We start from the raw sequence: 12680 nt of genomic DNA, 5'->3' as shown, positions 1-12680 counted from the left end.
AGCAGCCTCTTAGCGGGTGCCGCGACGGCTCATGAACGCCAGGCGCTCGAGCAACTGCACGTCCTGCTCGTTCTTCACCAGGGCCCCGGCCAGTGGCGGGATGGCCTTGGTCGGATCGCGCTCGCGCAGTACCGCTTCGCCGATGTTGTCGGCCATCAGCAGCTTGAGCCAGTCCACCAGTTCCGAGGTCGACGGCTTTTTCTTTAGCCCGGGCACTTTGCGCACATCGAAGAACACGTCCAGCGCTTCGCTGACCAGGTCTTTCTTGATGTCCGGGTAGTGCACGTCGACGATCTTCTGCAGGGTGGTGCGGTCCGGGAAGGCGATGTAGTGGAAGAAGCAGCGGCGCAGGAAGGCGTCCGGCAGCTCTTTCTCGTTGTTGGAGGTAATGATGATGATCGGACGTTGCTTGGCCTTGATGGTCTCGTCGATTTCGTAGACGTAGAACTCCATCTTGTCGAGTTCTTGCAGCAGGTCGTTGGGGAACTCGATGTCGGCCTTGTCGATTTCGTCGATCAGCAGGATCACCCGTTCCTCCGACTCGAAGGCCTCCCACAGCTTGCCCTTTTTCAGGTAGTTGCGGATGTCGTGGACCTTGTCCACGCCCAGTTGCGAATCGCGCAGGCGGCTGACCGCGTCGTACTCGTACAGGCCCTGGTGCGCCTTGGTGGTGGACTTGATGTGCCAGGTGATCAGGCGCGCGCCGAAGGATTCGGCCAGTTGCTCGGCAAGCATGGTCTTGCCGGTGCCCGGCTCACCCTTGACCAGCAGTGGCCGCTCCAGGGTGATGGCGGCGTTGACCGCCAGCTTCAGGTCATCGGTGGCGACGTATGCGCGGGTGCCTTCGAACTTCATCGGTAATTCCTCGAACAGTAGCGCCGACCTGCGCCGGGCAGGGCGGGGGAAAGAGATCACATGCCCGACTATAACGCGGCGCCCGGTCGACTGTGAACGCAGACGGCTTATTCAGTCTCTGAATGGGGCGTCACATGGTGACTCAGTCAGCTGACGGCTTGGGCTGCTCGTATCGTGCATTAAAAGCCTGGATGAAGCCGTTGCGCAGAATCTGCAGGAAAGCCTGGAAAGCACTGATGTCCTGTTTATGCACGCTGCCACTGAGTTCGACCCGGGTGGCGAACTGGTTTTTCGGCTGGTTCTTGAGCACGGTTTCAGTGGTGCCCACCAAGGCCTCCCAGACCGAACGCAGGATGCCTTTCTTTTCATTGGCCACATCCTGCTGCCAGTTGAACACATCGACATCGCGCAACAGCGGCTTGATGTAGCCCTTGAGCTGGCCTTTGTTGGCCTGGGCTTCGATGACCACGTCGCCGTGGCCGGCATTGAAGTCGAACTTGCCATAGGCCGCGGCGAAGTCATTCATGCGCTTGAGTTCGATGTCCTTGACCCGCAGGCGGAACTCGAACTCCTCGAAATTGCTCAAGGGGTCGAAGGTGGCACTGGCTTCCAGCGGTGCGTGCCCCAGCAGCAGGGCCTTGCCCTCGAAGCGCGCGTCGCGCCGGCCCTTGACGTCCACCACGTTGGTCAGGTTGAACACACTGGCATCGACCTGGGTGGCTTGCATGTCGACCGGCGGTTTGGAATTGAAGTTGTGAAAGGTGATGCGCCCGTTATCGATGCGCACTTCGTCCAGGGTGATGGGCAGCAGTTTGCCCAGCTGTTCCCGCCAGTCGGTGCCACGACCGGTCTGGGAGGCCTGCTGGTTGCCGCCGTCGACGAAGTTCAGCTCGGGTTTGACGAACAGCACCTTGGCCACCACGGCGTGGTCGTACCACAGTGAGTGCCAACTGACGGACAGGTCGATCAGTGGCGCCTTGACGAACGGTACCGGGACCTTGCCCTGGACCTTGACGATCTGCAGCCCGTTGATCCGGTAGGCGCCGCGCCACAACGCCAGGTCGACATCGCTGATCTGCCCGCGGTAGTCGCCCATCTCCGCCAGCTTGTCGTTCAGGTAGTCGCGCACCAGGTAGGGCAGGGCGACGTGCAGGGCCACCAGCAGCAACGTTATGCCGGCCAGCGACCAGAGGGGCCAACGGTATCGACGTTTCATGGCGTCTCGCTCAGGGGGTATAAGACGATGGACTGCGTGGGCGCGCAGACGTTCGTCTCGACTGGACGCCCAAGGGTGCGAGGCATACCCTTGAAGGCTTCTTCAACGCTGTACAAGGACCCAGCCATGAGCCGTATTTTTGCTGACAACGCCCACTCCATCGGCAATACGCCGTTGGTGCAGATCAACCGTATCGCGCCACGTGGTGTCACCATCCTGGCCAAGATCGAAGGGCGAAACCCGGGTTATTCGGTCAAATGCCGGATCGGCGCGAACATGATCTGGGACGCTGAAAGCACCGGCAAGCTCAAGCCGGGCATGACCATCGTCGAGCCGACCTCGGGCAATACCGGCATCGGCCTGGCCTTCGTCGCGGCCGCGCGTGGCTACAAGCTGATGCTGACCATGCCGGCCTCGATGAGCATCGAGCGGCGCAAGGTGCTCAAGGCCCTGGGTGCCGAACTGGTCCTGACCGAGCCGGCCAAGGGCATGAAGGGCGCGATCGAGAAGGCCGCAGAAATCCTTGCCAGCGATCCAACCCAATACTTCATGCCGCAGCAGTTCGATAACCCGGCCAACCCGGCCATTCACGAAAAGACCACCGGTCCGGAAATCTGGAACGACACCGACGGTGCGGTGGATGTGCTGGTGGCCGGCGTAGGCACTGGCGGCACCATTACCGGCATCTCGCGCTATATCAAGCACACCCAGGGCAAGCCGATTCTTTCAGTGGCGGTGGAACCTGTGGTCTCGCCCGTGATCACTCAATTGATGGCCGGTGAAGAAATCAAGCCAAGCCCGCACAAGATCCAGGGCATTGGTGCCGGTTTTGTGCCGAAGAACCTTGATCTGTCGATCGTCGACCGGGTCGAGCTGGTCAGTGACGAGGAGTCCAAGGCCATGGCCCTGCGCTTGATGCAGGAGGAGGGGATTCTCTGCGGGATTTCCTGTGGTGCGGCGATGGCAGTGGCCGTGCGCCTGGCCGAGACCCCGGAAATGCAGGGCAAGACCATCGTGGTGATCCTGCCTGACTCCGGTGAGCGTTATCTGTCGAGCATGCTGTTCAGTGATCTGTTCACCGAGCAGGAGAATCAGCAGTAAGGCATGCGGGTCGGGGCGGGCGCCGCAAGCGGGCACCCGCCCCGACAGCAGAGGAATGAAGGGCGTTGGGTTTGATCCCGGTCAGTCAGGGTTCAGTAACCTTGTGTTACTTAGGTTTGTTGCGCAAACCTCAATACTGAATGTTAGGAAGTGCGGTTTTTTGCAAGGTCGGCAGTGAGTATCATGGCCGCCTGCCACGTCGGGTAAATGGCGCTGCGCAGTGACGTTATTCTTCAAGGAGTTGTTGCATGAGTTTTTCTTTCGCCGCCAAGGCTTCGCTGTTGCTGCTATTTGTCGGCAGCACCCTCTATGTGCACTTGCGCGGCAAGGCGCGGTTGCCGGTCCTGCGGCAATTCGTCAACCATTCGGCTTTGTTCGCCCCCTACAACGCCTTGATGTACCTGTTTTCCGCGGTGCCTTCCAAGCCCTACCTGGACCGCAGCAAGTTTGCCGAACTGGATGTGCTCAAGGACAACTGGCAAGTCATTCGCGACGAGGCCATGCACTTGTTCGACGAAGGCTATATTCGCGCCGCCGAGCACAATAACGATGCCGGGTTCGGTTCGTTCTTCAAGAAAGGCTGGAAGCGTTTTTACCTCAAGTGGTACGACAAGGCGCTGCCGTCGGCCGAGGCCCTGTGCCCCAGGACCGTCGCGCTGGTCAATAGCATCCCCAACGTCAAGGGTGCGATGTTCGCCCTGTTGCCCGGTGGCAGCCACCTCAACCCCCACCGCGATCCGTTTGCCGGCTCCCTGCGCTATCACCTGGGGCTGTCCACGCCGAACTCCGACGCCTGCCGCATTTTTGTCGACGGCCAGGCCTACGCCTGGCGCGATGGCGAAGACGTGATGTTCGATGAAACCTACGTGCACTGGGTCAAGAACGAAACCGAGCAGACCCGGGTGATTCTGTTCTGTGACATCGAGCGCCCCTTGAGCAACCGCCTGATGACCCGCCTCAACCGCTGGATCAGTGGCCTGCTGGGCCGCGCTACCGCGCCGCAGAACGTGGATAGCGAGCGAGTGGGCGGGATCAACCAGGTGTATGCCTGGAGCAAGAACTCCAGCGACCGGTTCAGTGCGCACTTCAAGCAATGGAAGCGTCGCAACCCCAAGCTGTACCGCATCCTGCGCCCGGTGTTGGCGGTGCTGGTGTTGACCTTGCTCGGTTACTGGCTGTTCGGTTGATCCGCAACCCGCAAAACCGAGGCACGTCCCACCTGCAACAGGTTGTTGCAAACCATGTCGAGCGCTGGTTATAGTCAGCGCTCGACGGGTTTGAAGCCCGGCGCTTTCCCTCCTGAAAAAGATCAGCCCATGCCTGCATCCCACCTCAACGCGGTAGTCGATTCAGCGGTCAACGCTGGCGTCGTGCCGTGCGGGAATCTGCAGCCTGCGCAGATCAGTCACTACCCCCCTCCTGTCTGTTGCACGCCAGTGTGCGCGGTGGTCTCGCCGCCAGGTGTCGGTTGCTCGGCCTGATCAGCATTCGCTGCGGTGCCCTGCGTCATACCTGAACACAAAAAAACGAATTTCAGTTTTTGGCTGAATTGGCTTATTGCCTGATGACAGGTGGTCCAGATGTTGCTCATTTCAAAAAAAACCGCGCTCGCGGCGGCTTCCACGAGCGTGTTCGTCCTGCTCTGGAGTAGCGGGGCGATTTTCTCCAAGTGGGGGTTGGCCCATGCCTCGCCCTTTGCGTTTCTCCTGATCCGCTTTGCCATTGCCTTGTGCGGGCTGGTGCTGTTGGTGCCGCTGCTCAAGCTCAAGCTGCCCCGAGGGCGCAAGGCGACCTGGTATGCCGCGGCCACCGGGCTGGTGCTGTTGGGGGCCTATCAGATTTTTTATCTGCTGGCCCTGGACCTGAAGGTCACCCCAGGGGTGATGGCAACGATCATGGGGGTGCAGCCGATCCTCACCGTGGTCCTGATGGAACGCCAGCGTAGTAGGCGCCGGATGTTCGGCCTGGCGCTGGGCCTGGCGGGGCTGATCATGGTGGTGTACCAGGGGATTGGCCTGGCCGGGATGTCACTGACCGGGATGTTTTTTGGCCTGCTGGCGCTGGTGAGCATGACGGTCGGCTCCATCATGCAAAAGCACATCACCCAGGACCCGCTCGGCACGCTGCCGGTGCAGTACCTGGCGGGACTGTTGTTGTGTGCGCTGTTCGTGCCCTTCCAACCGTTCCACTTCGAGCACAGCAGCGGGTTCTTTGTGCCGGTGCTGTGGATGGGGCTGGTGGTGTCGGTACTGGCGACCCTGTTGCTGTACCGCCTGATTGCCCGGGGCAACCTGGTCAACGTCACCAGCCTGTTTTACCTGGTACCGGCGGTGACGGCGGTGATGGATTACCTGATTTTTGGTAATCGACTGGCGATGCTGAGCCTGCTGGGCATGGCGTTGATCATCGTGGGCCTGGTGTTTGTGTTTCGCCAGTCGAGGTAATGCCTGAGTGCCAGGTGCGGCGATTCACGGACGAATCGCCCGCCTGGCCGGGCGCAGCACCATCCACAACGCCGCCGTGATCAGCAAGCCGCCATACAGGTGCGCCATCGACAGCGGTTCGTCGAGAAACAGCGCGCCCCAGAGCACGCCGAACGGCGGGATCATGAAGGTCACGGTCATTGATTTGACCGGGCCAATGGACGTCAGCAGGCGGAAGTACAGGATGTAGGCGAAGGCCGTGCAACCCAGGCCCAGGCCCAGCAACGACAACCAGACACTCCAGCCGCCCCAGCTCACGGGCGGCTGACTGATTACGCTGTAGCCAAACAACGGCAGCAGGAACAGGGTGGCGCCGAGCATGCTGCCCAGGGCCGAGAGACGGCTGTCGAGGCCGCCTTGCTGGTCGAGCCAGCGCCGTGCGAGGAACCCGGCAAAGCCATAACAGGTGGTCGCCACCAGGCAGGCGAGGGCGCCCATCAGCAGTTCCAGGTCAAAGGCCACGGGGCCGGCACGGGTCAGGATCGCCACGCCAAACAAGCCCAGGGCCACCCCGGCCATCTTCGACAGGCTCAGGCGTTCGCTGAAAAACAGGCCGCCGATCAGCACCCCCATCAACGGCGTGGTGGCGTTGAAAATCGCCGAGTAGCCGGCAGGCAGCACTTGGGCGGCCACCGAATACATGGTCGCCGGGATGCCTGAGTTGATCACCCCCAGCAGTAATACGGTCTTGAACTTGCCGCGAAAATCCCAGTGGGTGCGCATCAGCGCCAGGATCAGCAGCAAGCCGGCGGCGGCAATCGACACCCGGAAAAAGGCCGTGGGCACAGTGCCGATGACCGGGGCGATGATGCGCATGAACAGAAAGCTCGCACCCCAAATGGCAGCCAGGGCCAACAAACGCAGAATATCGACGGGGTTCACAGCTCGTTCCTTCATTAATCAGCGCGCCAGTGTCGCTGCGCGCCGGGGGCAAGGCAATGGTTGCGTTGCCTGACAATTGGCCTCTAAGCTCAGGCTCCAACGATAAGCACCATCTCGCAGAGGTCTTCACATGCCGCAGCCATGGCCCGCCGCCGATATCGCCCAGATGATCCTCGACGGCTTTGACGATTACCGCGAGCATTTTCGCCAGATCACCGATGGCGCCCGGGCGCGTTTCGAGCAGGCGGCATGGCAGGAGGCGCAGGTCGCTTCGGCGGCACGGATCAACCTCTACGAAGAAAAGGTCAATGAAGTGGTGGGGCGCCTGCACGCGACCTTTGCCGCTGATACCTTGCTCGAAGTCAGTTGCTGGCCGCTGGTCAAGAGCGCCTACATCAGCCTGATCGACTTGCGGTTCGACGATGAACTGTCCGAGACCTGGTACAACTCGACCTTCTGCGGGCTGTTCAGCCACGACCTGATCAGCGACGGCAGCATGTTTATCCACACCACCCGCCCAAGCCTGCGTCGGGCCCGGGCGGCGCAAACCCGCACCTACAAGCCCCAGGGGCAGTTGTCGGGAATGCTGGCGAGCATCTTCAGCGACTACCGCTTCAGCGAAGACTACGCCGACCTCGACGGTGACCTGCGTCGGCTCGAAGCACAGTTGCGCGAGAACCTGCCCGACTGGGTGTGCAAGGACCCCAACCTTGCGGTCGAGCTGTTTTCCTCGGTGCTGTACCGCAACAAGGGGGCCTACCTGGTGGGGCGCATCTACACCGCCGATGAGCAATGGCCGCTGGTGATCCCGTTGCTGCATCGCGAGGGCCGGGGGATCCAGATCGATGCCTTGATCACCGACGAAGCCGACGTGTCGATCATCTTCTCCTTTACCCGCTCCTACTTCATGGTCGACGTGCCGGTGCCGGCGGAGTTCATCGGCTTTCTCAAGCGCATCCTGCCGGGCAAGCACATCGCCGAGCTGTACACCTCGATCGGCTTCTACAAACACGGCAAGTCCGAGTTCTACCGGGCGCTGATCAACCACCTGGCCAACACCGATGACCAGTTCATCATGGCTCCCGGGGTGCGCGGGATGGTGATGAGCGTATTCACCCTGCCCGGGTTCAACACCGTGTTCAAGATCATCAAGGACCGCTTCTCGCCGTCAAAAAACGTCGACCGGGCCACGGTGATCGAAAAGTACCGGCTGGTGAAAAGTGTCGACCGGGTCGGGCGCATGGCCGATACCCAGGAATTCGCCGACTTCCGTTTTCCGTTGAGCAAGTTTGATCCGGCGTGCCTGGAAGAGTTGCTCGAGGTCGCGGCCTCGACCGTGGCCGTGGAAGGCGACACGGTACTGATCCGCCACTGCTGGACCGAGCGGCGCATGACGCCATTGAACCTGTACCTGGAAAACGCCAACCCCGCCCAGGTGCGCGAAGCGCTGGAAGACTACGGGCTGGCGATCAAGCAACTGGCGGCGGCGAACATCTTCCCCGGGGACATGCTGCTGAAGAACTTCGGCGTCACCCGCCACGGCCGTGTGGTGTTCTATGACTACGACGAAATCTGCTTCCTGACCGAAGCCAACTTCCGCCATATCCCGCAGCCGCGCACCCCGGAAGACGAAATGGCCTCCGAGCCCTGGTACTCCATCGGCCCGCTGGACGTGTTCCCCGAAGAATTCCCGCCGTTCCTGTTCGCTGACGCGGGGCAACGCAAGCTGTTCGACCAACTGCACGGCGAGTTGTACAACGCCGATTACTGGAAAAGCCTGCAAGAGGCGATTCGCGCGGGCAAGGTGATCGATGTGTTTCCGTATCGGCGCAAGGGGTTGGATAACGAGTAGCGCCTACCGACGCCTTCGCGGGCGGCGCTCCGCTTGCCCGCGAAAAGGCCGCACAGGGTGGGGTCATGCACCGCACCATCATTTATCCCGCCAAATCTGCGACAATCGCCCCCCTGCGCCACTAGACGACTTTTGCGTACCTGATGACTGACGAATCGCCTTCCATCGACAAACTGTTGAACAACCTCGATCACGCCATGCTCGCCGACCGCCACCGGCTGCGGCGCCAATTGCTCGAGCTGCGCAAGAAACCCGACGAGGCCAAGTTGGCCCAGTGGGTCACGCGCCTGCAAGCGTCCTGCGACCAGGTGCTGGCGCGGCGTGCCAGCCTGCCGGTGATTCGTTACGACGACAGTTTGCCGATTGCCGCCAAGCGCGACGAAATCAAGGAAGCGCTGCTAAAGCACCAGGTGTTGATCATCGCCGGGGAAACCGGCTCGGGTAAAACCACCCAGTTGCCGAAGATCTGCCTGGAAATCGGCCGCGGCCAGCACGGGCTGATCGGGCACACCCAGCCACGGCGGATTGCCGCGCGCAGCGTCGCCAGCCGGGTCGCCGAGGAACTGGCCACGCCGCTGGGGGCGCTGGTCGGCTATCAGGTGCGGTTCGAGGATCAGAGCGACTCCAATACCCTGATCAAGCTGATGACCGACGGCATCCTGCTGGCGGAAACCCAGAACGACCGCTACCTCGAGCGCTACGACACGATCATCGTCGACGAAGCCCACGAACGCAGCCTGAACATCGATTTCCTGCTCGGTTACCTGAAAACCCTGCTGCCGCGCCGTCCCGACCTCAAAGTCATCATCACCTCGGCGACCATCGACCTGGAGCGCTTCTCCAAGCACTTCGACGACGCGCCGATTGTCGAAGTCTCGGGGCGTACCTTCCCGGTGGACACCTGGTACCGGCCGCTGACGCTTGAGCAGGACGAGGAAGGCAACCGGGTCGAAGACGACCTGACGGTGGACCAGGCGATCCTCGCCACCCTCGATGAAATCGCCGCCCATGAACGCAGCGAGCGCCGCAGCCCAGGTGACGTGCTGGTGTTCCTGCCGGGCGAGCGGGAGATTCGCGACGCCGCCGACATGTTGCGCAAGGCCCAGCTCAAGCACACCGAAATCCTGCCGCTGTATGCTCGCCTGTCACCGGCCGAGCAGCAGCGGATCTTCCAGTCGCACCCGGGGCGGCGCGTGGTCCTGGCGACCAACGTCGCGGAAACCTCGTTGACGGTGCCGGGGATTCGCTACGTGATTGACAGCGGCACCGCGCGCATCAGTCGCTACAGCTACCGGGCCAAGGTCCAGCGCCTGCCGATCGAGGCCATCTCCCAGGCCAGCGCCAACCAGCGTAAAGGGCGCTGCGGCCGGGTCGAGCCGGGCATCTGCATTCGTCTGTACAGTGAAGAAGACTTTATCGGCCGGCCGGAATTTACCGACCCGGAAATCCTGCGCACCAACCTGGCGGCGGTGATCCTGCAGATGCTCCATCTGCGCCTGGGCGAGATCACCGACTTCCCGTTTATCGAACCGCCGGATGGCAAGGCCATCAGCGATGGCTTCAACCTGCTGCAGGAACTCTCGGCAGTAGACCGCAACAGTCAGCTGACGCCGCTGGGCCGGCAACTGGCGCGCCTGCCGGTAGACCCGCGCATGGGCCGCATGCTGCTGGAGGCGGCCCGGTTGGGCAGCCTCCAGGAAGTGTTGATCGTCGCCAGTGCCATGTCGATCCAGGACCCGCGCGAGCGGCCGCCGGAGCGTCAGCAGGCCGCCGATCAGGCCCACGCGCAATGGAAGGACGTCGACTCGGACTTCGCCGGGCTGGTCAATCTGTGGCGCGGCTTTGAAGAGCAGCGCCAGGCGCTGACTGCCAGCCCCTTGCGCAACTGGTGTCGCAAGAATTTCCTGAACTACCTGCGCCTGCGCGAATGGCGTGACTCTCATCGCCAGTTGAGCCTGATCTGCCGCGACATGCAGCTGTCGCTCAACAAGGAACCGGCGGATTACCCCAGGTTGCACAAAGCGGTGTTGTCCGGCTTGCTCAGCCAGATTGGCCAGAAAACCGAGGACGGCGACTACCTCGGTGCCCGCCAGCGGCGGTTCTGGATTCACCCCTCATCGGGCCTGGGCAAGAAGCGCCCGCAATGGCTGATGACCGCCGAGCTGGTGGAGACCACCAAGCTCTACGCGCGCATGGTGGCCAAGATCGATGCCGACTGGATCGAACCGCTGGCCGGGCACCTGATCAAGAAGAACCACTTCGAACCCCATTGGGAGAAGAAGCGTGGGCAGGTGGTGGCGTACGAGCAGATCACCTTGTTCGGGCTGATTATCGTCGGTCGCCGTCCGGTGCATTACGGGCCGATCGATCCACTGGTATCGCGCGAGCTGTTCATCCGCGAAGCCCTGGTGCGTGGCGAGATCCAGTCCAAGGCCAAGTGCCTCACCGCTAACGCGCAACTGCTCGAACAGCTCGATGAGCTGGAAGCCAAGGCACGCCGGCGCGACATCCTGGCGGACGAAGAAACCCTGTTCGCCTTCTACGACGCGCGCTTGCCGGCAGAGATTCACCAGACCGCGACCTTCGACAGCTGGTACCGGGTCAACAGCCAGAAAGACCCGCAGCTGTTGATCATGCGCGAGGAAGATGTGCTGGCGCGCGAGGCCAACGAAATCACCGCGGCGCATTACCCGGACACCCTGCGCCTGGGCGACCTGACCCTGCCGTTGAGTTATCACTTCGAACCCAACCATCCGCGTGATGGCGTGACCCTGCGCGTACCGGCCCCGCTGTTGCCGATGTTGCCCCCGGAGCGCCTGGAGTGGCTGGTGCCGGGGGTGATCGAGGCCAAGTGCATTGCCCTGGTGCGCAACCTGCCCAAGGCCTTGCGCAAGAACTTTGTACCGGTGCCGGACTTCGTCAAGGCAGCCTTGCAACGCATCACCTTTGGCGACGGCTCGTTGCCCCAGGCCCTGGGTCGGGAGTTGTTGCGCATGACCGGTGCCCGGGTCAGCGACGAGGCCTGGGCCGAAGCCGCGCAGCAGGTGGAAAGCCACTTGCGGATGAACCTGGAAATTGTCGACGGCCAGGGCAAGTTCCTCGGCGAAGGCCGCGACCTGGCCGAACTGACGGCCCGGTTTGCCGAAGCCAGCCAGGCGGCCCTGGCGGTGCCACAGACTGCGAAAAGCCAACAGCCGGTGGAGGCCAAGGTTTTCGCCGCCGTGGCCCAGCAGACCCAACAGAAGATCGCCGGGCTGTCGATGACGGTCTACCCGGCCTTGGTGGAAGAGGCGGGCACGGTCAAGGAGGGGCGTTTCTCGACCCCGGCCGAGGCCGAGTTCCAGCACCGCCGTGCCTTGCAGCGCTTGCTGATGCAGCAACTGGCGGAGCCGGCGAAGTTCCTGAGGGGCAAATTGCCGGGGCTCACCGAACTGGGCTTGATGTACCGCGAACTGGGGCGGATCGACGCGCTGGTGGAAGACATCCTGCTGGCGAGCCTGGACAGCTGCATTCTCGACGGTGAACCGAGCCTGCCCCGCGACGGTGCCGGGCTGGCGGCGCTGGCCGAACGCAAGCGCGGCGGCTGGACCGAGCATGCCGAACGCCTGGCGAAGCTGACGCTGGAGATTCTCAAGCTCTGGCACGGCCTGCAAAAACGCTTCAAGGGCAAGATCGACCTGGCACAAGCGGTGGCCTTGAATGACATCAAGCAACAGTTGAGTCACCTGGTGTACCCAGGGTTTGTCCGCGAAACCCCGATGGTGTGGCTCAAGGAGCTGCCGCGCTACCTCAAGGCCGTCGAACAGCGCTTCGAGAAACTCGGCGCACAGGTTCAGAAGGACCGGGTCTGGAGCGGCGAATTGTCGGCGCTCTGGGCGCAATACCAGGCCCGCGCCAGCAAACATGCCCAGGAAGGCAAGCGCGATCCGCAACTGGAGCTGTACCGCTGGTGGCTGGAAGAGTACCGGGTGTCGTTGTTTGCCCAGCAACTGGGGACCAAGGTGCCGATCTCCGACAAGCGCCTGAACAAGCAGTGGACCCAGGTCGAACCGTAGACCCCAGGCTTGTGCAAAAAACTGTGGGAGCGAGGTTGCTGTGGTGCCTGTTGTAGGGGCGTTATCCAGCAAAAATGGGCCAAAACCCTGGGTTTATGGCAAACTTCGCCGCTATAAACATCGGCCCCGCGGTTTTGAGCCTTCGCGCTGCGGGCAGGTCGAATAAAGCGATGCCAGGTTTGCGTCCCCCGGATGGGAATAGACCCTTTATGTATTGGTACGTCGGTGCCAATGCT

The 12680-nt window shown here is 62.1% G+C and carries 8 protein-coding genes; 5 read left to right on the top strand and 3 right to left on the bottom strand.

What is annotated here, in order from left to right:
* Nucleotides 1-9 precede the first annotated feature (9 nt).
* Entirely contained in the window at nucleotides 10-855 is an 846-nt protein-coding gene (locus tag Q1W70_RS03415) for an AAA family ATPase (RefSeq protein WP_078473226.1), read from the bottom strand.
* A 142-nt stretch (nucleotides 856-997) separates the two neighbouring features.
* Entirely contained in the window at nucleotides 998-2071 is a 1074-nt protein-coding gene (locus tag Q1W70_RS03410; protein WP_302098634.1) for a DUF748 domain-containing protein, read from the bottom strand.
* Between the two features lie 126 nt (nucleotides 2072-2197).
* Here Q1W70_RS03410 and cysK point away from each other — a divergent pair, with 126 nt between their 5' ends.
* The 3 genes from cysK (at nucleotide 2198) to Q1W70_RS03395 (ending at nucleotide 5616) form a co-directional block, all read left to right on the top strand.
* Nucleotides 2198-3172, top strand: coding sequence for a cysteine synthase A (gene cysK, locus Q1W70_RS03405; RefSeq protein WP_095171684.1), 975 nt, complete (start codon nucleotides 2198-2200; stop codon nucleotides 3170-3172).
* Between the two features lie 248 nt (nucleotides 3173-3420).
* Nucleotides 3421-4359 carry an aspartyl/asparaginyl beta-hydroxylase domain-containing protein gene (locus Q1W70_RS03400; RefSeq protein WP_166592122.1) on the top strand — a complete coding sequence of 313 codons (939 nt, stop codon included), beginning with the start codon at nucleotides 3421-3423 and terminating at the stop codon, nucleotides 4357-4359.
* A 393-nt stretch (nucleotides 4360-4752) separates the two neighbouring features.
* A complete protein-coding gene (locus Q1W70_RS03395; protein WP_185818693.1) occupies nucleotides 4753-5616 on the top strand; it encodes a DMT family transporter in 864 nt (287 codons plus the stop codon).
* Between the two features lie 24 nt (nucleotides 5617-5640).
* On the opposite strand, the gene Q1W70_RS03390 is transcribed toward Q1W70_RS03395, so the two are convergent.
* Entirely contained in the window at nucleotides 5641-6537 is an 897-nt protein-coding gene (locus Q1W70_RS03390; RefSeq protein WP_166592120.1) for a DMT family transporter, read from the bottom strand.
* 130 nt (nucleotides 6538-6667) lie between these two features.
* On the opposite strand from Q1W70_RS03390, the gene aceK reads away from it, so the two are divergent.
* The gene (aceK, locus tag Q1W70_RS03385) at nucleotides 6668-8389 is read left to right on the top strand and encodes a bifunctional isocitrate dehydrogenase kinase/phosphatase (RefSeq protein ID WP_166592119.1); all 1722 of its coding nucleotides are present in this window, start codon (nucleotides 6668-6670) and stop codon (nucleotides 8387-8389) included.
* A gap of 143 nt (nucleotides 8390-8532) precedes the next feature.
* Complete coding sequence (gene hrpA / locus Q1W70_RS03380; protein WP_166592118.1) at nucleotides 8533-12444, top strand: ATP-dependent RNA helicase HrpA; 3912 nt, start codon at nucleotides 8533-8535, stop codon at nucleotides 12442-12444.
* Nucleotides 12445-12680 lie beyond the last annotated feature (236 nt).

Origin of the sequence: Pseudomonas kielensis (assembly GCF_030505375.1) — a bacterium.
In the GTDB taxonomy this organism is placed as follows: Bacteria; Pseudomonadota; Gammaproteobacteria; order Pseudomonadales; family Pseudomonadaceae; genus Aquipseudomonas; species Aquipseudomonas kielensis.
The sequence above is the reverse complement of the archived record's forward strand: the minus strand, read 5'-3'. Positions and strand labels throughout refer to the sequence as shown.